The organism is Pseudomonas sp. NFPP25, from assembly GCF_900116505.1.
GTDB lineage: Bacteria > Pseudomonadota > Gammaproteobacteria > Pseudomonadales > Pseudomonadaceae > Aquipseudomonas > Aquipseudomonas protegens.
The window spans coordinates 588,917-611,506 of record NZ_FPBG01000003.1 but is presented as its reverse complement, the minus strand read 5'-3'; the positions used below and the strand labels follow the sequence as shown (position 1 = coordinate 611,506).

General features: G+C 63.3%; 23 protein-coding genes. 13 read left to right on the top strand and 10 right to left on the bottom strand.

Annotation, left to right across the window (positions count from 1 at the left end):
• Positions 1 to 115 precede the first annotated feature (115 nt).
• A complete protein-coding gene (nhaA, locus tag BM382_RS14865; protein WP_011059628.1) occupies positions 116 to 1,303 on the top strand; it encodes a Na+/H+ antiporter NhaA in 1,188 nt (395 codons plus the stop codon).
• A gap of 79 nt (positions 1,304 to 1,382) precedes the next feature.
• On the opposite strand, the gene BM382_RS14860 is transcribed toward nhaA, so the two are convergent.
• Entirely contained in the window at positions 1,383 to 1,847 is a 465-nt protein-coding gene (locus BM382_RS14860; protein ID WP_011059627.1) for an outer membrane lipoprotein, read from the bottom strand.
• 174 nt (positions 1,848 to 2,021) lie between these two features.
• Between BM382_RS14860 and BM382_RS14855 the strand changes: the two genes are divergently transcribed.
• On the top strand, positions 2,022 to 2,258 hold the full coding sequence (locus BM382_RS14855) for a hypothetical protein (protein ID WP_011059626.1): 237 nt from the start codon (positions 2,022 to 2,024) through the stop codon (positions 2,256 to 2,258).
• Positions 2,259 to 2,270: 12 nt separating this feature from the next.
• Here BM382_RS14855 and pdxH read toward each other — a convergent pair whose 3' ends face one another.
• The 5 genes from pdxH to dinG all read right to left on the bottom strand — a co-directional run bounded on the left by pdxH (position 2,271) and on the right by dinG (position 10,264).
• On the bottom strand, positions 2,271 to 2,918 hold the full coding sequence (pdxH, locus tag BM382_RS14850; protein WP_011059625.1) for a pyridoxamine 5'-phosphate oxidase: 648 nt from the start codon (positions 2,916 to 2,918) through the stop codon (positions 2,271 to 2,273).
• Positions 2,919 to 2,941: 23 nt separating this feature from the next.
• Positions 2,942 to 4,192, bottom strand: a complete 1,251-nt coding sequence (locus tag BM382_RS14845) for an OmpA family protein (RefSeq protein WP_019094466.1) — start codon at positions 4,190 to 4,192, stop codon at positions 2,942 to 2,944.
• Between the two features lie 140 nt (positions 4,193 to 4,332).
• The gene (locus tag BM382_RS14840) at positions 4,333 to 5,478 is read right to left on the bottom strand and encodes an EstA family serine hydrolase (RefSeq protein WP_011059623.1); all 1,146 of its coding nucleotides are present in this window, start codon (positions 5,476 to 5,478) and stop codon (positions 4,333 to 4,335) included.
• 160 nt (positions 5,479 to 5,638) lie between these two features.
• Positions 5,639 to 8,026, bottom strand: coding sequence for a beta-galactosidase (locus tag BM382_RS14835; protein ID WP_072443185.1), 2,388 nt, complete (start codon positions 8,024 to 8,026; stop codon positions 5,639 to 5,641).
• Positions 8,027 to 8,119: 93 nt separating this feature from the next.
• Entirely contained in the window at positions 8,120 to 10,264 is a 2,145-nt protein-coding gene (dinG, locus tag BM382_RS14830) for an ATP-dependent DNA helicase DinG (protein ID WP_011059621.1), read from the bottom strand.
• Positions 10,265 to 10,363: 99 nt separating this feature from the next.
• Here dinG and BM382_RS14825 point away from each other — a divergent pair, with 99 nt between their 5' ends.
• Complete coding sequence (locus BM382_RS14825; protein ID WP_011059620.1) at positions 10,364 to 10,828, top strand: CopD family protein; 465 nt, start codon at positions 10,364 to 10,366, stop codon at positions 10,826 to 10,828.
• A 58-nt stretch (positions 10,829 to 10,886) separates the two neighbouring features.
• On the opposite strand, the gene BM382_RS14820 is transcribed toward BM382_RS14825, so the two are convergent.
• From BM382_RS14820 to BM382_RS14810, 3 genes are all read right to left on the bottom strand, one after another.
• Positions 10,887 to 11,645 (bottom strand): hypothetical protein, encoded by a 759-nt coding sequence (locus tag BM382_RS14820; protein ID WP_026020132.1) that lies wholly within the window; start codon positions 11,643 to 11,645, stop codon positions 10,887 to 10,889.
• Complete coding sequence (locus BM382_RS14815; protein WP_011059618.1) at positions 11,638 to 11,916, bottom strand: DUF1145 domain-containing protein; 279 nt, start codon at positions 11,914 to 11,916, stop codon at positions 11,638 to 11,640. The genes BM382_RS14820 and BM382_RS14815 overlap by 8 nt, the downstream gene beginning before the upstream one ends.
• Before the next feature lie 248 nt (positions 11,917 to 12,164).
• Positions 12,165 to 12,854 (bottom strand): PA1041 family peptidoglycan-binding anchor lipoprotein, encoded by a 690-nt coding sequence (locus BM382_RS14810; RefSeq protein WP_072443183.1) that lies wholly within the window; start codon positions 12,852 to 12,854, stop codon positions 12,165 to 12,167.
• A 190-nt stretch (positions 12,855 to 13,044) separates the two neighbouring features.
• Between BM382_RS14810 and BM382_RS14805 the strand changes: the two genes are divergently transcribed.
• The 4 genes from BM382_RS14805 (at position 13,045) to BM382_RS14790 (ending at position 14,786) form a co-directional block, all read left to right on the top strand.
• Complete coding sequence (locus BM382_RS14805; protein ID WP_011059616.1) at positions 13,045 to 13,542, top strand: DUF6231 family protein; 498 nt, start codon at positions 13,045 to 13,047, stop codon at positions 13,540 to 13,542.
• A 4-nt stretch (positions 13,543 to 13,546) separates the two neighbouring features.
• Positions 13,547 to 14,023 (top strand): YchJ family protein, encoded by a 477-nt coding sequence (locus tag BM382_RS14800; RefSeq protein ID WP_011059615.1) that lies wholly within the window; start codon positions 13,547 to 13,549, stop codon positions 14,021 to 14,023.
• 64 nt (positions 14,024 to 14,087) lie between these two features.
• A complete protein-coding gene (locus BM382_RS14795; protein WP_015634397.1) occupies positions 14,088 to 14,573 on the top strand; it encodes an LEA/WHy family protein in 486 nt (161 codons plus the stop codon).
• Between the two features lie 6 nt (positions 14,574 to 14,579).
• Positions 14,580 to 14,786, top strand: coding sequence for an SEC-C metal-binding domain-containing protein (locus tag BM382_RS14790; RefSeq protein ID WP_016965285.1), 207 nt, complete (start codon positions 14,580 to 14,582; stop codon positions 14,784 to 14,786).
• A gap of 38 nt (positions 14,787 to 14,824) precedes the next feature.
• Here the strand turns inward: BM382_RS14790 and BM382_RS14785 are convergent, their stop codons facing one another.
• Positions 14,825 to 15,394, bottom strand: a complete 570-nt coding sequence (locus BM382_RS14785; protein WP_011059613.1) for a cysteine hydrolase family protein — start codon at positions 15,392 to 15,394, stop codon at positions 14,825 to 14,827.
• Positions 15,395 to 15,535: 141 nt separating this feature from the next.
• On the opposite strand from BM382_RS14785, the gene BM382_RS14780 reads away from it, so the two are divergent.
• From BM382_RS14780 to BM382_RS14755, 6 genes are all read left to right on the top strand, one after another.
• A complete protein-coding gene (locus tag BM382_RS14780; protein ID WP_011059612.1) occupies positions 15,536 to 16,177 on the top strand; it encodes a glutathione binding-like protein in 642 nt (213 codons plus the stop codon).
• A 233-nt stretch (positions 16,178 to 16,410) separates the two neighbouring features.
• Positions 16,411 to 18,840 (top strand): penicillin acylase family protein, encoded by a 2,430-nt coding sequence (locus BM382_RS14775; protein ID WP_072443181.1) that lies wholly within the window; start codon positions 16,411 to 16,413, stop codon positions 18,838 to 18,840.
• Positions 18,841 to 19,165: 325 nt separating this feature from the next.
• Entirely contained in the window at positions 19,166 to 19,948 is a 783-nt protein-coding gene (locus tag BM382_RS14770) for a transporter substrate-binding domain-containing protein (protein WP_011059610.1), read from the top strand.
• Between the two features lie 56 nt (positions 19,949 to 20,004).
• The gene (locus tag BM382_RS14765) at positions 20,005 to 20,733 is read left to right on the top strand and encodes an ABC transporter permease (RefSeq protein WP_011059609.1); all 729 of its coding nucleotides are present in this window, start codon (positions 20,005 to 20,007) and stop codon (positions 20,731 to 20,733) included.
• Complete coding sequence (locus BM382_RS14760; protein WP_011059608.1) at positions 20,730 to 21,440, top strand: ABC transporter permease; 711 nt, start codon at positions 20,730 to 20,732, stop codon at positions 21,438 to 21,440. The genes BM382_RS14765 and BM382_RS14760 overlap by 4 nt, the downstream gene beginning before the upstream one ends.
• Before the next feature lie 23 nt (positions 21,441 to 21,463).
• Positions 21,464 to 22,582, top strand: a complete 1,119-nt coding sequence (locus BM382_RS14755) for a succinylglutamate desuccinylase/aspartoacylase family protein (protein WP_011059607.1) — start codon at positions 21,464 to 21,466, stop codon at positions 22,580 to 22,582.
• The last annotated feature ends 8 nt before the right edge of the window (positions 22,583 to 22,590 follow it).

Sequence of the window (22,590 nt, the reverse complement as noted above, 5' to 3'; positions counted from 1 at the left end):
TTCAGCAGCCCGCTTGCCTTCTGCATATAACAAAAAAGAATATAACTTTTGTTTTAACAACTAACTGTACGGGTTAGGGTGTGCCACCTTTTTAGTTTTTAGATGGAGAGCGACCTTGCCTCTGCGTAGCACTTTCACTCGTTTCTTTGCCATGGAAGCTGCCAGCGGTCTGTTATTGATCGCCGCAGCCATCCTGGCCCTGATTATCAACAACTCCCCCCTGTCCTGGCTGTACAACGGCCTGCTGGAAACCCCGGTGGTGGCCCAGGTTGGCGCCCTGAAGATCGCCAAGCCGCTGCTGCTGTGGATCAACGATGGCCTGATGGCACTGTTCTTCCTGCTGATAGGCCTGGAGGTCAAGCGCGAAGTGCTGGAGGGGCAGTTGGCCAAGCCGTCGCAGATCGTCCTGCCCGGCGCAGCGGCCATCGGCGGCATGCTGGTGCCGGCGCTGATCTACTGGTTCCTCAACCGTGACAACCCGCCCGCCCTCAATGGCTGGGCGATTCCCACCGCCACCGACATCGCCTTCGCCCTCGGGGTGCTGGCCTTGCTGGGCAAGCGGGTGCCGACCTCGCTGAAACTGTTCCTGATGACCCTGGCGATCATCGATGACCTGGGAGCGATCGTGATCATCGCGATCTTCTACTCCGGCACGCTGTCGACCCTGTCGCTGATGCTGGCTGGCGCCTGCATCGCCGCCCTGGTGGCGATGAACCGGATGGGCGTGGTCAAGCTCGGACCCTACATGATCATCGGCCTGATCCTCTGGGTCTGCGTGCTCAAGAGCGGGGTCCACGCGACCCTGGCCGGCGTGACCCTGGCCTTCTGCATACCCTTGCGCACCCGCAACGCCGAACCCTCGCCGCTCAAGGCGCTGGAACACGCCCTGCATCCCTGGGTGTCGTTCGGCATCCTGCCACTGTTCGCCTTCGCCAATGCCGGGCTGTCGCTGAGCGGCGTGACCCTCGAGAGCTTCACCCACCATGTTCCCATGGGGATCGCGGTCGGCCTGCTGCTGGGCAAGACCATCGGCGTCTTCGGCCTGACCTGGATGGCAGTGAAAACCGGTATCGCTGCCTTGCCGTCCGGGGCCAACTGGGGCCAGGTGCTCGGCGTGGCAATTCTGTGTGGTATCGGCTTCACCATGAGCCTGTTCGTCGGCTCCCTGGCCTTCGAGCCCGGCAGCAGCGAATACGCCGGTATGGACCGCATGGGCATCCTGACCGGTTCACTGTTTGCGGCCCTGATCGGTTACGCCGTCACCGCCGCTGCCAGCCGCAGGAACAACACCCTGGCGTCCTGATCCGCAGCGCTTGGCCAGGCTGAAAACACAAAACCCCGACCAGTTGCCTGGCCGGGGTTTTGTTTTGTAGCAGGGAGGGTCAGCGGGTAACGCGGCTGGTACCGTTGACCGTCATGATGCGCACGCGGTCGCCCACGCGGAACACTTCGTTTTCCTGAACCTGCTGCACATAGGCACGCATGCTGCCGTCGTCTTCACGCACGGTGATTTCAACGCCCTGGGTACGGGTCAGGCCTTCTTCAGTGGCCGAGCCCAGCAGGCCGCCGGCTACTGCACCGATGACTGCGGTGACGATGCTGCCACGGCCGCCGCCGATGGCGCTGCCGCCAACGCCGCCGATCACAGCACCTGCAGCGCCGCCGATCGGGGTCTTGGTGCCTTCGATTTTCACCGGACGCAGGGATTCGATGGTGCCCATGCGCACGGTTTGCACACGACGCGCTTCATCACGGGAATAGGAGTCACCGGTCAGGTTGGAGGCACAGCCACCGAGCAACATTGCCATCGTGGTGAAGGATGCAACCAGCAAAACAGACTTACGCATAGGATCAACTCCAAAGGACAGATAATCATTAGACTCCGCAGCTTGACGCCTGTCACGGCGTCGCCCGGATAAAATTGCTTTCATTCAGCCAAAGTACAGGCTGCGTAAACGCCAGGCTTTCTCATTACGGTAGCTCCAGCTCCCTGCATAGCGCCACCGAACAAAGGATTTTCCATGGACTACTTCATCATCATCGCGACCACCGCAGCTGGCTTGTATTTCCACTGGTGGCTGTATGTACGCATCAAGCGTTGGACCGATCGGGACCTGGCCCTCTCCCTGGCCGGAACCGATGCCCAGAAGAAGCAATTCATGCTGGAGCAACTGGCCGAGGCCCAGCGCCAGAAAGTAAAACGCCGGGACCTGCCGCAATGGCTGGAAACCGCTGCGGCCGGCTACCCCGGCGAGTGACCTGCAATCCGATCAAGGAGCCAGACGTTCGCGGACCCACTCCTGGCCTTGCAGGCGATAGTTCAAACGGTCATGCAGTCGGCTGGGGCGCCCCTGCCAGAACTCGATGCGCTCCGGCAGCAGGCGATAACCACCCCAGTGTTCCGGGCAATCGGGCTGGCTATCGCTGAAGCGAGCCTCAGTGGCCTTGAGCAACTCTTGCAGTTCGTCACGATCGGCGATCACCCGGCTCTGCGGTGAAGCCCAGGCTCCCAGCCGGCTGCCCAGGGGGCGCACCTGATAATAGGCATCGGACTCCTGTGGAGTGACCTTGACCACCCGCCCTTCAATCCGCACCTGACGCTCCAGGGTCGGCCAGAAGAACGTCATGGCGGCGAAGGGCCGTGCAGCCAGCTGCTGGCCCTTGGCGCTCTCGTAGTTGGTGAAGAAGGTGAAGCCCTGCTCATCCAGGCCCTTGAGCAACAGGATGCGGCAGTGAGGGCGACCATCGGTATCGACGGTCGCCACGGTCATGGCATTGGCTTCCACCGGCGGTTGCTCGGTTTTCACCGCATCGGCAAACCACTGGTGGAACAGCGCAAAAGGTTCAGCCGGGGCCTGCGCCTCGGACAAGCCGTCGCGAGTGTAGTCGCGGCGCATATCAGCCAGGGACTGAGTCATGCCTGCTTCCTTATCCTTGAAAATCAGTTTTTAGCCTGGGCGGTAGCCGTTGCGGTCTTCGAAGAGGCGGCGGCCTTCTTCACCGGAGCCTTCTTGGCTGCCGGCTTCTTGGCCACGGTAGCCTTCTTCGCAGGCGCCGCTTTCTTGGCGGAAGCCGCGGGTACTGGAGGCACGGCATCCTGTACGGCAACCATTTCAGTCTCGGAAGGCGTCGGCTGGTTGTACTTGCTCAGCAGGCCCAGCATGGTGCTGCGCTGGGTCAGCATGATTTCCACCCGACGGTTCAGCGAGCGACCCTGGGGGCTGTCGTTGGCGGCACGCGGCATCACCGAACCCATGCCACGCAGCATCAGGCGGTCCTGCTTCAGGCCGCTGAGGCTGAAGATTGCCGCTACGGACTGGGCACGATCACGGCTCAGCTTCTGGTTGGCCAGGGTCGGGCCGGTGGCGTCGGCATGACCGAGAATCAGTACGGCAGTCTTCGGATCACCTTCCACCGCCTTGGCGACGCGGGTGAACGGACCCAGGGTGACCGGCAGCAGCATGGCTGGACGATCCGGGTTGAACGAGGCATCTACCAGCGCAGTGACCACCAGCACGTTTTCACGACGCTCGATCTGCAGCTTGCTGTCCTTCACCGCTTCGCGCAGGCGTGGCTCGTAGTCGTCCAGCCAGGCCTGGGTGATTTTCGGGTCGGGCATCGGGATGTCCGCTACATTGACCTTGCTCAAAGGCTTGGGCTGGCTCTTGGGGAACGGCCACCACCAGTGGGTTTCGGAGTCGGCTGCCGCTGTCACTGCCGGCGCTGGGGCAGGCTCGGCCTTCTTCGCTTCGGCCACTGGCTTGTCGGAAGAATCCTTGGAGGAGAACGGCCACCACCACTTGCTGCTCTCGGCCTTGGCGGCAGGAGCGGCAGGGGCTGCGGCAACGACCGGCGCTGGAGCTGGAGCGGGCTCGGCTGCAGCGACAGGCGCCGGCTTGGCGCCAGCAGCGGCCTTGGCGGCAGGGGCCGGGTGCTTGCCGGCGGCTGTGTTCTTGGCAGCAGGGGCCGGTGCAGCGGCCTTGGCCACTACCGCAGGCTTGCTTGCAGAAGCGGCAGGTGCGGCTTCAGTGGTGGCAACCGGTTTTTCAGGCGCAGCTGGGGTTTCCTTGCTGCTGGCCTTATCGGAGCCGAATGACCACCAGTGGCCGCCATCCGCTTCATTTTGTGGGGTTTGCGCGCAACCGGTGACGGTCAGGCAGATGGCCAAGGCTAGAGACTTGTTCGACGACATGGGATATCCACAAAATGAGATAAAAAATTCGGTCTAAACAACCGTTACAAACAGACGCTTGGAAATTATAAAAGCCACAGGGTTCCATCCTGCAGCTTTCCAAGCATGTTTAAGCAAAAAAGTTCTTAACAGCAACCTTTTTACAGACAATCCGACAAAACCCGCACCAGCTTCTGTGCCCGAGGGTCCATCAACACATAGGGCCCCAGGGTATTTGTCACAAAACCGAACGCCACATCGTGCTCCGGGTCAGCAAAACCGATGGAGCCCCCTGCCCCCGGATGCCCGAACGCCCGCGCGCCCAGGCCAAAGGTGGCATTGGCTACCTGGGGCTGATCGAGCATGCAACCCAGGCCGAAGCGGGTCTGGGTCAGCAACGTCTTGTCCATGCCCAGGCTGTGTTCCCGAGTCAGCTCTTCGAGCATGTCGGCTTCCAGCAAACTGCCGTCCAACAGGCCGCTGTAGAACCCGGCGAGGCTGCGGGCATTGCCGTGGCCGTTGGCCGCCGGCTGCTGCATGCGCCGCCACTCGGGTTTATTGGTGCTGGTCAGGATAGACGGTGGATTGGTAAACGCCCGAGTACTCATCGCATCGGGTTCGCGCATGGTGACTTGCAGCAGGCGCTGGGCCGCAGCATCGCCCATATTGCCCTTGCCACGGGCGATATGCGCCACGCGGTAGAACTCCTCATCGGCCAGGCCGACATGGAAGTCCAGCCCCAAAGGCCTGGCGACCCGGGCCACGATGGACTCCCCCGGCCCGCGCCCATCGGCACGCCGGATCAACTCGCCCACCAGCCAGCCATAGGTGATGGCTGCGTAGCCGTGCCCCTCACCGGGCGTCCACCAGGGCTGCTCGGCGGCCAGGGCATCGACCATGGTCTGCCATTCGTAAAGGGCTTGCGCGGGCAACAGCTCGCGCACTGCCGGCAGGCCGGCCTGATGGCAGAGCAACTGGCGCAAAGTAATGGCTGCCTTGCCCGCCGCGGCGAATTCCGGCCAGTAGTCGGCCACGGGCGCATCCAGCTTGAGCTTGCCCTCGGCCACCAACTGCAGCGCGGTGACTGCGGTAAAGGTCTTGGTGCAGGAGAACAGGTTGGCGATGGTGTCGCTGTGCCAGGCCTCGGCGCCGTCCTTGTCCGCGGTACCGGCCCACAGGTCGATGACGGTTTCCCCGCCGACCTGGATGCACAGCGCCGCGCCGCGCTCCTGGGAGTCCTCGAACAGGGCGGCGAACGCCTCGCGTACCGCTTCGAATTTAAGCTCGTAATGACCTTGAATCTGCACCCCTGACTCCCCCTGCAACAATGCTCGACAACGTGGCGCGCATTGTTCCAGCCCCGAAGGCATTTGGGAACAGCCGGCGAGCTGCCGGCTATCACCGGCAAACCCTCGTTTCAGAGGGCTGCCCGGGGTTTCCCGGAAAGCCGCTCAGGCCTTGTGAACGTCAATGACCGTTGCCGGCATGGCCTCCGGCGTGCCCGCCCGGGCCCTTGCCGGCGCGGCCTTTGTCAGCACCATCGCCCCCATGCTCACCAGCCACGGCCTGCTCCGCCTCGACCCGAGCCTGCTCCGCGGCCTTGCCCAACTGATCAATGGCCTGCAGGTTGCTCTTGCGCACGCTGTCGACAAAGCCCTGGAACGGCACATCGGTGATGCCCACCAGGCCGAAATGGCCGTTTTCACCGTCCAGCAAGCGCCCGGTCACCGGCTGGTCCAGGTACTGGAACCAGTGCACGCCGACAATCGACGGCTCGCTGACCGCCTGCTTGAGGAAGTTGGCATAGGCCGGGCCACGGTCCTCTTCCCGGGCCAGCTCGGTCACACCGCCCCAGAACGGACCGCGATCCCGGGAACCGAAGTTGAACTCGGTCACCAGTACCGGCTTGTCGAGGCTGCGCAGGTAGGCAAAGTCTTGACCGTCCTGGGGCTTGAGGGTGTACATGTTGAAGCTCAAGACATCGCAGTACTGGGCGCAGGAAGCCACGGCCTCAGGGTTGCTCACGGCAAACCGCCCGCCCAGCAGCAGGTGGTTGGGGGCGTGCCATTTCAGCGAGTCGGAGATGGTCTTGAAGTAGGTATCGGCGAAGACCTTCTGGAAATACTTGAAGTCGGCCTCGATCTCCGGGTGCTCCGGGCTCGGCAACGGCGGCACGAACCCCGGGTCTTCCATCAACTCCCAGGCCGGCAGGTCGATGCCCCAGGCTTTCGACAGCCCGGCCTGGTTGCGGTACTTGTCCCGCAGTTGCTTGAGAAACGCGCGCTTGGCCGGTACGTCGGTGGTCAGGCGCAGGGTGCCGTAGGCCAGGGCATAGCGGGATTTGGCATCGTCGCCGGGGCCGGCCCAGGCCAATTCGTTGTCGGCAAAGTAGCCGATCAGCCAGGGGTCGTCCCGATGGTCGCGGGCGGCAATGGCCACGGCACGTTCGGTGGCCATGGCAAAGCGCGGGTCGAAAGGATCCGGCATGCCGCCCCACCAGTCACTGCCGGTGCTGATGCTGGCGTAATCACCCACGATCGACAGCGGCAAGGTGTAAGGCACCCGGTCGGCCAGCCCCAGGGCCGGAGCGCTCCAGTTGCCGATGGTATTGAAGCCCCAGGCCTGCAAGCGGTCCAGGGTGTGGCCAACCCAGCGTTTCTGGTCGAAGGCCGGTGCCACGCAAGGAGTTGCCTGGGGCGCCGGCGAGGTGTCGGCCGGCGCCTGCTGCGCAGTGGCACTGTCCGCGGTGCAGGGCTTGCCGTAGGTCCGTTGCAGGTTGGCCTGATAGAAGTCATACCAGCGCCCTGAACCATAGCCACGGCCCTGGTCGGCGCCATTGCCGCCACGGTTGTCGCCTTCACCGTAATACGCCGCCAGGGGTTCGTCGTCCTTGGGCAAGGCACCGAACATCCATTCCCGGCCCGCGACATAGGTCTGGTTGTTGTCGGGCGCCACAGTATTGACCCCCAGGGAATAGAACGGATGCCCCTGCGGGGTCACGAGGAACCAGCGGCCATCTCGTTTTTCCGTGCGAAAGAAACCGCTGGCCTTGAAGCTCGGCCCCTTGTTCCAGCCACCGTAGCTGTCCAGCGAAGCCTTCTCGCGCTCCTCCAGCCAGCCCTGGAGCTGTTGTTGCTCCTTGGCGTCGGCCGCCTTGAGCTGATCGTCACTGGTGATCTTTTCCGGCCAGCGGGCCCGGGTCGATTGACCGTAGGCATCCACCAGGGAACCGTAGACCGCCTTGATCACCCCCTCGCCGTCCTGCACGCCGAAACGCTCCAGCAGAATGCTCTGGGCCGCCTTGGGGTTGTCCATGGACAAGGTCACCGACACCACCTGGCTGCGGTCCAGTTGCCCTTCACTGCTGGCCAGCAGGATGCGCTGGCCGTCCAGGGTCATCGGCATCGGTGGCGCGGCCTTCATGCCCTGGCTCAGCGGACTGCTGGCCACCAGCGGCACCAGCAGGGTCTGCGCCGGGCCGGCCGGCAGGTCGACGCGGCTGACCAGGGTCTTGCCGTCATTGCTCTGGATGGTCACGTAGAGGGTCAGGGCCCAGTTCATCGCGCTCTGGATACGCAGGCTCATCATTCCCGACTGCGACCAGTCCCAGGCCCCGCTCTGGGGCGCCAGGCTCAGGCTCGGCCGGCTCGTGGGGTTGAAGATGATGCGCCGCAGCACTTCGCCTTCGGCCGTTTGCTCTGCGTTGGATTGCGGCAGGCTGGCATCCTGTGTCGCCACCTGCACCACAGCAGCAGGTCGGACAAAGTTGAACAGCGTCTGTTGTCCGGCAGGGGCCGCCCAGACGGGCGCGGCAAACAACAGGGCAAATACAGCGGGCAACGAACGGCGAATCATATGAACCTGGCTCTCCCTAAAGACCGATGAACGGCCGGTGCTGAAGCGGTGACATGAAATAGACAGCACGGCACGCAAATATGCGGGCCGTGCTTAAGATATTTCTCGGCGAAACGGCGGCAAGGCATTGAGGATAGCCTTGCCATAGCGCTGGGTGACCAGACGGCGGTCCAGCAGAGTGATGGTGCCGCGGTCCTGTTCGGTGCGCAGCAGGCGACCGCAGGCCTGGACCAGCTTGAGGGATGCATCCGGTACCGAGATTTCCATGAACGGGTTGCCACCACGGGCTTCGATCCACTCCGCCAGCGCCGCCTCCACCGGGTCATCCGGCACCGAGAACGGGATCTTGGCGATCACCACGTGTTCGCAGTAGGCCCCGGGCAAGTCCACCCCTTCGGCGAAACTCGCCAGGCCGAACAGCACGCTGGAATCGCCACCGTCGACCCGCGCCTTGTGCTTGTTCAGGGTTTCCTGCTTGGACAGGTTGCCCTGGATGAACACCTGCTTGCGCCAGTCCCGGTCCAGGCCGTCGAACACGTCCTGCATCTGCTTGCGCGAGGAGAACAGCACCAGGGTGCCCCGCGAGCCCTCCACCAGTTCCGGCAGGTCGCGGATGATCGCCGCGGTATGCGCCGGCGCGTCCCGCGGGTCGGCCCGCAGGTCGGGTACCCGCAGCACCCCGGCATCGGCATGGTGGAAAGGGCTCGGCACCACGGCGGTCACGGCCTTTTTCGGCAGGCCGGCACGCATGCGGAAACGGTCGAAAGTGCCCAGGGCAGTCAGGGTCGCCGACGTAACCAGGGCACCGTAGGCCACGTTCCACAGATTGCGCCGGAGCATTTCCGCAGCGAGGATCGGGCTGGCGTTGACCTCGATGTCGAACAGCGAGCCGCTTTCGGCCAGGGTCAGCCAGCGGGCCATGGGCGGATTGTCTTCCGGGTCCTCGACGGTGAACGCGGTCCACAGTTCCCAGTTGCCCGAGGCACGGGCCAGCAGGCTGCCGAACAGCGGGTACCACTCTTCGGCCTGGTTGCTGGCGATACCGATGTTGACCTCGCCATCCATGCCTTCCTTGAGCAACTCGGTCAGGCGGGTGAACAGGTCGGTGAGACGGGAAAAGCCCTTTTTCAACTCAAGGCCCATCTCGCGCATATGCTCGGGGATCAGCCCGCCGACAAAACGGTGGCGTGGCCGCTCGCGGCCTTCCATGTCTTCGCCGGTGCGGAAATCGGCGATCTGCTCGCAGGCGGTGAACATGAACTGCTGCTGGGTCTTGATCTCCCGCGCCAGCTCCGGCACCTGCTCGATCAGGCGCCCCAGATCACCCGGCAACGGATGCTGGGCCAGCAGCTTGGTGAGGTTCTTGGCGGTCTGCTCCAGCCAGTCGGCAGTGGAGCGCAGGCGGGTGTAATGGGCGAAGTGGCCAATGGCCTTGTCCGGCAGGTGGTGACCTTCGTCGAACACATAGAGAGTGTCGCGCGGGTCCGGCAGCACGGCGCCGCCGCCCAGTGCCAGGTCGGCCAGGACCATGTCGTGGTTGGTGACAATCACATCGACCTTGCCCATGCCTTCACGAGCCTTGTAGAAGGCGCACTGGCCGAAGTTCGGGCAATGGCGGTTGGTGCACTGGCTGTGGTCGGTGGTCAGGCGCGCCCAGTCGGCGTCTTCCAGGGCCGTGGGCCAGCTGTCGCGGTCGCCGTCCCATTTATTGCCGGCGAGTTTTTCGATCATGCTGGTGAACAGCTTCTGGCTGGCTTCATCCACTTCGATCTTGAAGCCTTCTTCCTCGAACAGCTGGGCCGTGGCGGTCTGGGCGTGGCCTTCCTGGAGCAGCATGTCGAGCTTGGACAGGCACATGTAGCGACCGCGGCCCTTGGCCAGGGAGAAGCTGAAGTTCAGCCCGCTGTTGCGCATCAGGTCGGGCAGGTCCTTGTAGACGATCTGCTCCTGCAGGGCGACGGTGGCGGTAGCGATCACCAGGCGCTTGCCGGCGGCCTTGGCCGTGGGAATTGCCGCCAGGCTGTAGGCCACGGTCTTGCCGGTACCGGTGCCGGCTTCCACGGCGACCACCGCCGGGTCGCCACTGCGCCGGCCTTCGTCGTCGGTGTCGATATCACCCAGGACCTTGGCCACTTCGGCGATCATCAGGCGCTGGCCGTAACGCGGCTTGAGGCTCTTGGCTTCGAGAAAACGCGAGTAGGCGCCCTGGATCGTGGTTTTGAGTTCGTTGCTGATCATGGTTTTTCGGGCGCACAAAACGCTGGATAAATTTTCAGTGGTTCGAATCGGCCGCTATCATACCCCGCTAATTCATCCCGCGCAGAACGGAGTACCCGAATGACCCCTTTCGCCCTTGCCTACACCCTGCATGTCCTGGCCGCCCTGGTCTGGGTCGGCGGCATGTTCTTCGCCTGGATGGTCCTGCGCCCGGCGGCCATGGTGGCCCTGGAGGGGCCGGCGCGGCTGAAGTTGTGGGCGCAAGTGTTTCCGCGTTTTTTCGTCTGGGTGTGGATCGCCGTGGTGCTGTTGCCGATCAGCGGTATCGGCCTGCTGCATTTGCGCTTCAGCGGCTTTGAAACCGCGCCCAAGTATGTGCAGATCATGATGGGCCTGTACCTGGTAATGACCGCCCTGTTCATCCGCATCCAGTCCCTGCAGTTGCCGGAGCTGCGCAAGGCAGTAGCGGCCGAGGATTGGCCCGCTGGTGCCGCGGCGCTGGGCAAGATTCGCCGGTTGGTGGGCAGCAACCTGATCATCGGCCTGGTGCTGGTCGCCCTGGCGGCGGCCCGGCCGACCTTCTGAAAACAGGCCGCCCGCTACAGAAGCGTGCGGCCGGGCAAGGTTCAACGCAAACGTTACGTTACAGGCGCTGCACCGTCAGCGCGCCAGGCTCGCCGGCCGGGCCGGGCTGACCCTGGGCGCCGGGCCGTCCGCTCTTGCCACCGTCGGTGCGGTACACCAGGCACCCCTTGGACTTGCCGCCCGCACCCGGCTTGCCACCGGCACCGGCCAGCCCGCCTGCGCCACCATCGACCCAGACCTTGATCTGCTCGCTGGGGAAGTCTCGCGGCAGTTCCACCCGGACCTGGGCGCCTGCCGCACCAGGACGGCCATCGCCGCCATTGTCACCGTCAGCCCCACGCCCCGCGCTGCCCCAGGTGCAGCCCGGTTCCTGGCCATTGGCGCCATCCAGACCGACATAACCCGGCGCACCAGCACCGCCCCGGGCGTCCACGGACAGCGTCTCGGCCTGCAACGACTCGATGCGCAGGTTCAGGTTGCGCCCCGGCTTGGCGGCCTTCAGGTAGGTACCCGGCGCGCCGCGGGAAGTGATCTGGCTGCCCGCTTCCAGCTCCGCACGGCGGACAGTCAAGTGCAGGCTCTGTTCGGTAGGGACGATGGCGATCCGCGCCTCATGCCCCAGCCGCAGTTCGTCCACCTTGAGTTCGGTGACATTGGCGGGGATTAGCAAGGTGCCATAGTCCGCCACTTCCAGCCGCTCCAGTTGCAGAGTGCTGGCGGTATTGGGCAGACGCATCAGGGAGTTGGTTTCGACCTTGACCACCTGGGCCATGGCCAGGGGGCTGCAGAAAAGAGCCAGCAGGCAGAGCTTACGCATGGTCGGCCTCGACAACGACAGGAGCAGGAAGAGTCTGCAGGTGGAAGATCCCCACCAGCAGGATGTACAGCCGGTCACGCCAGGGATGTGGCCGATCCTTGAGGCTGCCGTTGAACAGCAGCAGTTCCAGCAAATGGGTCAGCAGCAACAGGCTGCCCGCCAGATTCACTAGAAGATGCAGCGGGTTGATCAACGGCCTGGCCAGGTTGATCAACACCACCAACCAGAAAACCAAGGTCAGAAACTTCCCCAGCCCCCATAAAACCTTCATACGCTCCCCTCGTGAATTATTCTTTGCGCGCACAGTAACGAGTTATCCCGGGGGTAAGCCAGAGGGGAATGAAAATTCTTCACGAAGTGGCTGTTTAGCCACCGGATCGACGAGGATCGCCCGTTACAGACAGGCTGAGCCCATCGCCGAGAAGACACCGGGATCAAAGGCTCCTGCGCCATCAGCATGGTCCTGGCACAGGAGCAGAGGCGGCCACGTGCGGCTCGTCGCCGCACGGCCCTGGGGTTTCAGCGGTTGATCTGGATTTCCGTACGACGGTTCATCGCCCGGCCTTCGGCGGTCTTGTTATCCGCCACTGGCTTGCTTTCACCGGCGCCGGTTACCGAGACGAAGCTGCTGCGGGGAATGCCGTTGCTGATCAGGTACTCCACGACCGAGTGGGCGCGCTTGTCCGAGAGTTTCTGGTTGTAGGCATCGCTGCCGACGCTGTCGGTATGGCCGGTCACTCGCAGTTGGGCACTCGACGCCTCCTGTTTCAGTCGGGTGACGATGGTGTTGAGCTTGGTTTTGTCGGCATCGGTCAGCTTGGCCGAGTCGAAATGGAAGTGCACATCACGAATGACAATGGTTTCTTCCTTGACCACTACCACCTCTTCTACCACCGGTGGCGGTGGTGGGCAGCCGTTGGCATCGACCTGGACGCCTCTGGATGTGTGGGGGCACTTGTCGCGGCTGTCCGGCACGCCATCGCCGTCCTCGTCGCCATCACCTTTTACCCAGCAGTACGCACCCGCCAGGCCACCGACCACCAGTGCGCCGCCGCCCGCCCACGAGGAGCTTTCGGTGGCGCCCAGCGCCGCGCCCGTGACGCCACCTACCGCGGCGCAGATCGGCCAGTCGGTTTTCTGCAAACCTGCACAACCAGTCAACACACTGGTTAACAGAACCAGGGGTACTGCCGTCCGAATGATGCTCATCTGATTTCTCCTGAGGGATCGGCTCAAGGCCGATTCACGGAGTAAAGACCGCGCATTTCATCTGCGCCAGCACCTGGCTATCACCGGTTTCGCCCCGTAAACACGGGAGGTTCGCCGATTTAGTGGTGAACCGCTCTAGGCCCGCAGATGCCGGCACGCTAGTCTTTAGCGTTCTGACCGAGGAGCTAAGATGAGCGCCGGCATTTCCAACCGTACCCCGCAGCAGGCCCTGGCGGCTTTGCTGGATCGCTACGCACCACAACAGCTGCTGCTGATCGGTGCCAGCGACTTCCCCGCCCTGGCTGCCTTCAAGGAGGCCCACCCCACGACCCAAGTGGCCCAGGCGGCACCCGGCCCTCTGCCTGCGGAACTGGCAGCGCGGCGTTTCGACCTGGCCCTGGCCGTGGATTGCCTGGAGCACTTGCCCAAGCGCGACGGCCTGAACCTGCTTGGGGGCATTCGCAACCTCAATGCCAGCCGGATCGCCGTGCTGGCCGACCTGTGTGCCTGCGGCTGGCAGGAAACCGACTTCTATTCCCTGGCGTTGCAGGCCAGCGAACGCTTTCAGCGCGATGAACAGGTCCTGACCCTGTTCACCTACGATCTGCTTGAATACAAGCAAGTGCCCGATTGGCTCAATTCACGATTCTGGGCAAACCCGGAAAACTTTGGAAAGTATTGGTGGTAACACAATGAGTGCCTCGATTTGTCCCTGCGGCAGCGGCAACCTGCTGGATGCCTGCTGCGGCCACTACCATGCCGGTCATCCGGCGCCCTGCGCGGAAGCCCTGATGCGTTCGCGCTACAGCGCCTATGTGCTGGGGCAGGTGGATTACCTGCTGGCCACCACCCTGCCGGCGCAACAGGCGGGCCTGGATCGCCAGTCCATCAGCGACTGGAGCGCCCAAAGCACCTGGCTGGGGTTGCAGGTCGAAAGCTCGGAAGTCTTCGGCGGCCAGCCCGAGCATGCCTTTGTCACCTTTACTGCCCGCTGGCACGACAGCCAGGGCGAGCATAGCCACCGCGAACGCTCATCCTTCGTGCAGAACCAGGGACGCTGGTATTTCATCGACCCCACGGTTCCCCTCAAATCCGGCCGCAACGACGCCTGCCCCTGTGGCAGCGGGCACAAGTTCAAGAAGTGCTGCGCCAGCTATTTCAGCCGCTGAGCCGCGACCGGCCGCTACCAACCCGGGCCCAGGATGGGCACCGGCATCCAGAGGGAGTCTTGCAATGATCGGTGAGCTGCGTGCGTTACGAACCTTGTGCCTGCTCGGCGCGCTGGGCCTGACGGGTTGTGCCTCCTGGTTCAGCGATGAGTCCGTCGACCCGACGGTGCATCTGGTCAAGGTCGAGGTGGTCAAGGCCAACCTGCTGGAACAACGCTTCACCCTGCACCTGCGGGTGGATAACCCCAACGACAGCGACCTGACCGTGCGTCGCCTGACCTACAAGGTCTACCTGGAGCGCTTCCTGCTCAGCGAAGGCGAGCACGAACACTGGTTCACCGTCACGCCCCACAGCAGCCGCTTCTTCAAGGTGCCGGTGCGGACCAACCTGTGGCCGCAGATCCGCGATGTGGTGAAATTGCTGCGCAAGCCCGAGCGACCTATCCCCTACCGCCTCGAAGGGGAACTGGAAATCGGATTATTCATCGGCCAGGACGTGCACCTGAAGCGCAATGGCGTGATAATTCCCGGCGATTTTATCCCGGAGTAACCCGCAATGACCCAGCAACCTCATGTCCATGGCCCTGACTGCAACCACGATCATGACCATCACGATCACGATCACGACCATGGCCATGTTCACGGCCCGCACTGCAACCACGCCCACCAGGAGCCGGTACGCAACGCACTGAAAGACGTTGGCCGCAACGACCCTTGCCCATGCGGCAGCAGCAAGAAATTCAAGAAGTGCCACGGCGCCTGACCTGAGCGCGGGCGGGGCCTGCCTTAGCACTTGCGCCTTCAGCTGCGCCCGGCCTCCTGGGCCAGCAACTGCGCCAGGTCCAGGACGGTGGCGTACTCGCCATCCAGATTGGCCAGCGACATGGCATGCACCTCCTCGGCACTACGGGCCCGACCGTTGAAGTCGGGCTTGTCGAAGGTGTAGCAGGCGTCGGCCACCACCCACACGGCAAAGCCCAGGTTACCAGCCGTACGCGCCGTCGACTCCACAGAGTTGTTGGTGGCAACACCGACAATCACCAACCCGGCAATCCCCTCGCGCCGCAAATCCGCTTCCAGCGAATTGGCGCAAAACGCATCCGGCACCTGCTTCTGAACCCGCCATTCCCCGTCCCGGGGCTCAAAGCACGGTTGAAACTCCACCCCCGACTGCCCGGGCCAGAACACCGAATCCGGCGAACGCGACAGGTGTTGCACATGGATCACCGGCCAGCCGCGGGCGCGCCAGTGGGCCAGCAGCTCGAGCATCCGCACCTGCGCCTCGGGGTTGTTGCGCGGGCCAAGCCGAGGCTGAAGGATGCCTTGCTGCTGGTCGATGAGCATCAGTGCGGTGCTGGCCGGAAGGGGCATGTTTTTCTCTGTGGAGGTCATTGAATTTGCCGCACTTGAGCATCACTTAGCTGTTCAGGCAAGCCATCGAATGCAGACAGGACGACCTAATGCCGGAGTTTGCTGTCCTTAAGCACAGATACATCCCAATTGGAGCGTTCCATGATCGACCTGTATTACTGGACCACCCCCAACGGCCACAAGATCTCCCTGTTCCTGGAAGAAGCCGGCCTGCCCTACACCCTGTACCCGGTGAACATCGGCCTGGGTGAGCAATTCAAGCCCGAATTCCTGAAGATCGCGCCCAACAACCGCATTCCGGCGATCGTTGACCACCAACCCGCCGATGGCGGCCAGCCACTGTCGCTGTTCGAGTCCGGGGCGATCCTGTTGTACCTCGCGGAAAAGACCGGCCAGTTCCTGCCCCAGGACCTGCGCGGGCGCCAGGAAGCCCTGCAATGGCTGTTCTGGCAGATGGGCGGGCTGGGGCCGATGGCTGGGCAAAATCATCACTTCAGCCAGTTCGCCCCGGAAAAGATCCCCTACGCCATCAAACGTTATGTGGATGAAACCGCGCGCCTGTACGGCGTGCTCGATCGGCGCCTGGCGGACCGCAAGTTTGTCGCCGGCAGCGACTACAGCATTGCCGACATGGCGATCTATCCCTGGATCGCTTCCTATAAGAAGCAGAGCCAGAAACTCGAGGACTTCCCAAATCTGCAGCGCTGGTTCAACAGCATCCAGGCCCGACCGGCTACCGAGCGGGCCTATGCCCTGGTAGAGCAGGTCAATCCCGCCTCCTGAACCTTGTGCCTGCAGGAGCTGGCTTGCCAGTCACGGTGCCCGCAAGGGCCAGCCAAGGCCAGAAGGCCTCTTCGCCGGCAAGCCGGCTCCTACGGGTTTTGCCAGGCGCTGACGCGCCGGCGATCGCTATTTGCAGCGTCGTCGAGAAATACCTCCTGCCCCCGCTTGCGCGGCACTCGCCTGCTCACTAACGTAGCGCCTTTATCGACGCTACCCCCCGCAGGAGCTTTGCCATGGCCTCGCCAGCCTTCTCACATTTTCTTCCCCGGTTCGGCGTTGCCGCGGCAGTGGCCAGTGCTCTGAGCCTGGCCGGTTGCCAGTCCTGGAATACTCAAGACACCCTGCCCCCCACCTCTGGCGTGCAACCGCTCAAGGGCCTGGCACAGAACGTTTCCGTGCGGCGCAACGCGGTCGGCGTACCGCTGATCGAAAGCAGCAGCTTCCATGACGCCCTGTTCACCCTGGGCTATGTGCACGCCAGCGACCGCATTGGCCAGATGGTGACCCTGCGCCTGCTGGCACAAGGCCGCCTGGCCGAAATGTCCGGTGCCGACGCACTGGAAGTGGACCGCCTGATGCGCGCGATCAACCTGAAGAAAAGCGCCGATGAGCTGTACAAGGCTTCGTCGCCACGGATCAAGCGCTTCTTCGAGGTCTATGCCCGGGGCGTCAACGCCTACCTGTTCCGCTATCGCGACAAGCTGCCGCCGGACCTGGCAGCCCAGGGCTACACCCCCGAATACTGGAAAGCCGAGGATTCGGCGCTGATCTTCTGCCTGCTGAACTTCGGCCAGTCCGCCAACCTGCAAGAAGAGATCAACGCCCTGGTGCTGGCGCAGAAAGTCGGCAGCGACAAACTGCCGTGGCTGACTCCGAGCTATCCCGATGAACCCCTGCCCCTGGCCGAAGCGGACAAGCTCAAGGGCCTGAATCTCACTGTGCCGGGCCTGAACGAAGTCAGCCGCGCCATTAACCGTCTGGCCCAGCTCAACAGCCTGGGCACCCGCGGCGGCAGTAACCTGGCCATCGCCCCACAGCGCAGCCGCACCGGCCGCAGCCTGCTGGCCGCCGACAGCCACCTGCAAGCCTGGTACTACACCCAGATCCGCGCGCCTAAATACCAGGCCGCTGGCGCGTCCATCGCTGGCCTGCCGGCGATTCTCCAGGGCTTCAACGGCAAGGTGGCCTGGAGCATGAGCTCGGTGGAGGGAGACAACCAGGACCTGTTCCTGGAAAAGCTCAAGCGCCAGGGCAACGCCCTGTACTACCAGAACAACGGCAAATGGCAGCCGGTGACCGTGCGCAACGAAACCTATTTCGTCAAAGGCCAACGGCCGATTCGCGAAGCCGTGTACGAAACCCGCCATGGCCCGCTGCTCAACAGCGCCCTGGGGGCAGCGCTCGGTAACGGTTTCGGCCTGGCCCTGCAGACGCCGGAGCTCAAGGACGACAAGACCCTGGACGCCTTCTTCGACCTGTCCCGGGCGCAGAACGTCGAGAAGGCCTCGGATGCCAGTCGGGAAATCCGCGCCATCGCCCTGAACATGGTGTTTGCCGACGCCAGCAACATCGGCTGGCAAGTCACCGGGCGCTTCCCCAACCGCCGCGAAGGCGAAGGCTTGCTGCCTTCACCGGGTTGGGATGGCCGTTACGACTGGGACGGCTACGCCGACCCGATGCTCCACCCCTACGACCAGGACCCGCCCCAGGGCTGGATCGCCACCGCCAACCAGCGAGTGATCTCGCGGGGCTACGGCATGCAGCTGTCCAATTCCTGGCACGCCCCGGAACGGGCCGAGCGCATGGCCGGTCTGGCCTCCAGCGGCAAGCAGGACAACCGCAGCCTGATCGCCCTGCAGTACGACCAAAGCACGCTGTTCGCCGCCAAACTGAAAAAGATGTTCGAAGCTCCGGGCATGGCCCAGCCGCTGAAGCAGGCCATCGAGGCCTTGCCCGATACCGAACGCGCCAAGGCCAGGGAAGCCTATAGCCGCTTGCTGGCGTTCGACGGCAAGGTCAGCGCCGGCTCGGCCGACGCGGCGTTGTACGAATTGTTCCTGCAGGAGAGCGCCAAGCAGATCTTCCTCGACAAGCTCGGCCCCGAGTCCAGTGACGCCTGGCAAGCCTTCGTCGCCAACGGCAACCTTTCCTACTCGGCCCAGGCCGACCACCTGCTGGGCCAGGAAGACAGCCCGTTCTGGGACGATTCGCGCACCGCGCAAAAGGAAGACAAGCCAGCCATCCTCGCCCGTAGCCTGGCAGCCGCCATCAGCTCCGGCGAGCAACTGCTGGGCGCCGACCGCAAGGCCTGGCAATGGGGCAAGCTGCACAGCTACCAGTGGACCAACGCCAGTGGCCGGCAGATCCGTGGCCCGCTTCAGGCCGGGGGCGACCACAACACCATCAACAGCGCCGCGTACCGTTGGGGGCAGGATTTTGCCATCACCGATACACCGGCCCTGCGCTTGATCGTGGATTTCAGCCTCAGCGAACCCTTGATGGGCCTCAACAGCAGCGGCCAGTCCGGCAACCCGGTGAGCCCCAACTATGCCAACGGCATCGACGGCTGGCTCAAGGCCCAGTACCTGAGCCTGCCGATGCAACCGCAGAACTTCGAGCGCAGCTACGGCAAGACCCGCCTGACCCTGGTTCCAGGCAAGTAACCTTCCCCCACCCGCTTGCACGTCCTGTGCAAGCGGGCCTGCTCCAAAACGAACAGCTCACCGGCGCCCTCAACCGCGCTTGGCACTGGCAGCCCTGTCAGTTCGCCCATCGTAGATTGCCCACCCCTTCGCACCTTATTGGCGCCTGCCAAAAATCACGCCCCATCTCAGCGCACGGGTTCCCTCATGTCGCTGCTTTCCAGCGCTTTTAAAACACCTGTTCGGGACTCTGGTTCGGAAATTGCTACTTTCATTAAGTCTTATGCGGTCCAGTAACAGTACTCATGCGCCACAAGCGCTCATATTGGTTCTTAGGGATTGAATAATGAAAAAAGCATTGCTGACCCTTTCTGCATTGGCTCTCTGCATGGCCGCCGGCTCCGCGCTGGCCAAGGAATACAAGGAACTGCGCTTCGGCGTCGACCCTTCCTACGCCCCCTTCGAATCCAAGGCCGCCGACGGCAGCCTGGTGGGTTTCGACATCGACCTGGGCAATGCCATCTGTGCCGAGCTGAAGGTCAAGTGCAAGTGGGTCGAAAGTGACTTCGACGGCATGATTCCAGGCCTCAAGGCCAATAAATTCGACGGTGTGATCTCGTCCATGACCGTCACCCCGGCTCGCGAGAAAGTCATCGACTTCTCCAACGAACTGTTTTCCGGCCCCACCGCATTCGTGTTCAAGAAAGGCTCGGGCCTGAGCGAAGACACCGCCTCGCTCAAGGGCAAGACCGTCGGCTACGAGCAGGGCACCATTCAGGAAGCCTACGCCAAGGCCGTGCTGGACAAGGCCGGGGTCAAGACCCAGGCCTATCAGAACCAGGACCAGGTCTATGCCGACCTGACTTCCGGGCGCCTCGATGCCTCGATCCAGGACATGCTGCAGGCCGAACTGGGCTTCCTCAAGTCACCGCAAGGCGCTGACTATGAGATCAGCAAGCCGGTGGACGACCCGCTGCTGCCGGCCAAGACCGCAGTGGGTATCTCGAAAGGTAACAAAGAGCTGAAAGCGCTTCTGGATAAAGGTATCAAAGCGTTACACGATGATGGCACCTACGCCACCATCCAGAAAAAACACTTCGGTGACCTGAACCTCTACAGCGGTAAATAACCTGTCGGCGCCCATCCTCGATGGGCGCTTTTTTTATCGCTACGGGTCACAGATCGATGCTCGAAGAACTTCTAAAAAACCTGGGGCTTTCCGCGCTCAGCCTGAAGGGTTTCGGCCCTCTGCTGCTGGAAGGTACCTGGATGACCATCAAGTTGTCGGTGTTGTCGCTGCTGGTCAGCGTTTTACTGGGGCTGATCGGCGCCAGCGCCAAATTGTCCAGCGTTGCCCTGCTGCGGGTTCCGGCCCAGCTCTACACCACCCTGATCCGCGGCGTACCGGACCTGGTCCTGATGCTGCTGATTTTCTACAGCCTGCAAACCTGGTTGACCTCCTTTACCGATTTCATGGAGTGGGACTACATCGAGATCAACCCCTTCAGCGCCGGGGTGATCACCCTGGGTTTCATCTATGGCGCCTACTTCACCGAAACCTTTCGCGGGGCGATCCTTGCCGTGCCCCGGGGCCAGGTGGAAGCGGCCACCGCCTATGGGCTGAAACGCGGCCAGCGCTTTCGCTTCGTGGTCTTTCCGCAAATGATGCGCTTTGCCCTGCCGGGCATCGGCAACAACTGGATGGTGATGCTCAAGGCCACGGCCCTGGTGTCGATCATTGGCCTGGCCGACCTGGTCAAGGCTGCCCAGGACGCCGGCAAGAGCACCTACCAACTCTTCTACTTCCTGGTTCTGGCGGCGCTGATCTACCTGTTGATCACCAGTGCCTCCAACTTTGTCCTGCGCAGGCTTGAACGGCGCTACGCCGCCGGCGCCCGGGAGGCCGTGCGATGATCGAACTCCTGCAGGAATACTGGCGTCCCTTCCTTTATAGCGATGGCTACCACGTGACCGGCCTGGCCATGACCATGTGGCTGCTCAGTGCCTCGATCTGCATCGGCTTTTTGGTGTCGATCCCGCTGTCCATCGCCCGGGTCTCGCCCAAGCGCTACATCCGCTGGCCGGTGCAGTTCTACACCTACCTGTTTCGTGGCACACCGCTCTATATCCAGTTGCTGATCTGCTACACCGGGATCTACAGCATCGCCGCGATTCGCGCACAGCCAGTCCTGGATGCGTTCTTTCGCGATGCAATGAACTGCACCATCCTTGCCTTCGCCCTGAACACCTGCGCCTACACCACGGAGATCTTCGCCGGGGCGATCCGCAGCATGGCCCACGGCGAAGTCGAAGCGGCCAAGGCCTATGGCCTGAGCGGCTGGAAGCTGTACGCCTATGTGATCATGCCCTCGGCCCTGCGCCGCTCGCTGCCCTACTACAGCAACGAAGTGATCCTGATGCTGCACTCCACCACCGTGGCCTTCACCGCGACCATTCCCGACATTCTGAAAATCGCCCGCGACGCCAACTCGGCGACCTTCCTGACATTTCAGTCGTTCGGCATCGCCGCCATCATCTACCTGTGCGTGACCTTCGCCCTGGTGGGCCTGTTCCGCCTCGCCGAACGCCGCTGGCTGGCTTTCCTCGGGCCGACCCACTAGGACTTGCTGCAGGAAAACCGTCAATGCGCCACGAGATCCACGACCTGCTCGCCCCGCTGCCGGGCACCGCGCGTCAGGTCCACAGCTTTCACTTCGGCCCGCCCCAGGCCGCCGGCAAGGTCTATATCCAGTCCTCCCTGCACGCCGACGAGTTGCCCGGCATGCTGGTGGCCTGGCACCTCAAGCAACACCTGGCCGAGCTGGAAGCCGCCGGTCGCCTGCGCCAGGAAATCGTCCTGGTGCCGGTGGCCAATCCGGTGGGCCTGGAACAGGTGCTGATGGATGTGCCCCTGGGCCGCTACCAGCTGGAAAGCGGGCAGAACTTCAACCGCGGCTTCGCCGACCTGGGCGAACAAGTCGGCGATGCCATCGAAGGGCTGCTCAATGCCGACCCTGAACACAACCTTGAACTGATCCGCCGTCACCTGATCGATGCCCTGGCGCGCCAGCGGCCGCAAACCCAACTGCAGTCCCTGCAGTTGACCCTGCAACGGCTGGCCTGCGATGCCGACATGGTGCTGGACCTGCATTGCGACTTCGAGGCTGTGGCGCATCTCTACACCACCCCCGAAGCCTGGCCCCGGGTGGAGCCGCTGGCTCGCTACCTGGGCGCCGAAGCCTGCCTGCTGGCCACCGACTCCGCGGCCTGGTCGTTCGACGAATGCTTCAGCCTGCTGTGGTGGCAACTGCAACAGCGCTTCGGCGAGCGTTTCGCCATCCCGACAGGCAGCTTTGCGGTGACCGTCGAGCTGCGCGGCCAGGGCGACGTCAACCACGGCCTGGCCAGCCTCGACTGCCAGGCCCTGATCGACTACCTGACCCGGCTTGGGGCCATCGCCGGTGAAGCGCCGCCACTGCCCGAACTGCCCTTCCCGGCCACGCCCCTGGCCGGCGTCGAACCGGTGGCGACCCCGGTAGGCGGGCTGCTGGTGTTCAACGCCCTGCCGGGGGAATACCTGGAGGCCGGGCAACTGGTGGCCGAAATCATCGACCCGATCCACGACCGGGTCACCCCCATCCATTGCAACAACGCCGGGCTCATGTACGCCCGCTCGCTGCGACGCATGGCCACCGCAGGCATGGTGATCGCCCATGTCGCCGGTCGCGAGGCCTATCGCAGCGGTTACCTACTTTCGCCTTGAGGATGCAC

What these genes read in the sequence shown, in the direction of transcription:
- BM382_RS14860 (WP_011059627.1), bottom strand. Translation starts at nt 1,847, where the DNA reads ATGCGTAAGTCTGTTTTGCTGGTTGCATCCTTCACCACGATGGCAATG.
- BM382_RS14855 (WP_011059626.1), top strand. Translation starts at nt 2,022, where the DNA reads ATGGACTACTTCATCATCATCGCGACCACCGCAGCTGGCTTGTATTTC.
- pdxH (WP_011059625.1), bottom strand. Translation starts at nt 2,918, where the DNA reads ATGACTCAGTCCCTGGCTGATATGCGCCGCGACTACACTCGCGACGGC.
- BM382_RS14845 (WP_019094466.1), bottom strand. Translation starts at nt 4,192, where the DNA reads ATGTCGTCGAACAAGTCTCTAGCCTTGGCCATCTGCCTGACCGTCACC.
- BM382_RS14835 (WP_072443185.1), bottom strand. Translation starts at nt 8,026, where the DNA reads ATGATTCGCCGTTCGTTGCCCGCTGTATTTGCCCTGTTGTTTGCCGCG.
- dinG (WP_011059621.1), bottom strand. Translation starts at nt 10,264, where the DNA reads ATGATCAGCAACGAACTCAAAACCACGATCCAGGGCGCCTACTCGCGT.
- BM382_RS14825 (WP_011059620.1), top strand. Translation starts at nt 10,364, where the DNA reads ATGACCCCTTTCGCCCTTGCCTACACCCTGCATGTCCTGGCCGCCCTG.
- BM382_RS14820 (WP_026020132.1), bottom strand. Translation starts at nt 11,645, where the DNA reads ATGCGTAAGCTCTGCCTGCTGGCTCTTTTCTGCAGCCCCCTGGCCATG.
- BM382_RS14815 (WP_011059618.1), bottom strand. Translation starts at nt 11,916, where the DNA reads ATGAAGGTTTTATGGGGGCTGGGGAAGTTTCTGACCTTGGTTTTCTGG.
- BM382_RS14810 (WP_072443183.1), bottom strand. Translation starts at nt 12,854, where the DNA reads ATGAGCATCATTCGGACGGCAGTACCCCTGGTTCTGTTAACCAGTGTG.
- BM382_RS14805 (WP_011059616.1), top strand. Translation starts at nt 13,045, where the DNA reads ATGAGCGCCGGCATTTCCAACCGTACCCCGCAGCAGGCCCTGGCGGCT.
- BM382_RS14800 (WP_011059615.1), top strand. Translation starts at nt 13,547, where the DNA reads ATGAGTGCCTCGATTTGTCCCTGCGGCAGCGGCAACCTGCTGGATGCC.
- BM382_RS14795 (WP_015634397.1), top strand. Translation starts at nt 14,088, where the DNA reads ATGATCGGTGAGCTGCGTGCGTTACGAACCTTGTGCCTGCTCGGCGCG.
- BM382_RS14790 (WP_016965285.1), top strand. Translation starts at nt 14,580, where the DNA reads ATGACCCAGCAACCTCATGTCCATGGCCCTGACTGCAACCACGATCAT.
- BM382_RS14785 (WP_011059613.1), bottom strand. Translation starts at nt 15,394, where the DNA reads ATGCCCCTTCCGGCCAGCACCGCACTGATGCTCATCGACCAGCAGCAA.
- BM382_RS14780 (WP_011059612.1), top strand. Translation starts at nt 15,536, where the DNA reads ATGATCGACCTGTATTACTGGACCACCCCCAACGGCCACAAGATCTCC.
- BM382_RS14775 (WP_072443181.1), top strand. Translation starts at nt 16,411, where the DNA reads ATGGCCTCGCCAGCCTTCTCACATTTTCTTCCCCGGTTCGGCGTTGCC.
- BM382_RS14770 (WP_011059610.1), top strand. Translation starts at nt 19,166, where the DNA reads ATGAAAAAAGCATTGCTGACCCTTTCTGCATTGGCTCTCTGCATGGCC.
- BM382_RS14765 (WP_011059609.1), top strand. Translation starts at nt 20,005, where the DNA reads ATGCTCGAAGAACTTCTAAAAAACCTGGGGCTTTCCGCGCTCAGCCTG.
- BM382_RS14760 (WP_011059608.1), top strand. Translation starts at nt 20,730, where the DNA reads ATGATCGAACTCCTGCAGGAATACTGGCGTCCCTTCCTTTATAGCGAT.
- BM382_RS14755 (WP_011059607.1), top strand. Translation starts at nt 21,464, where the DNA reads ATGCGCCACGAGATCCACGACCTGCTCGCCCCGCTGCCGGGCACCGCG.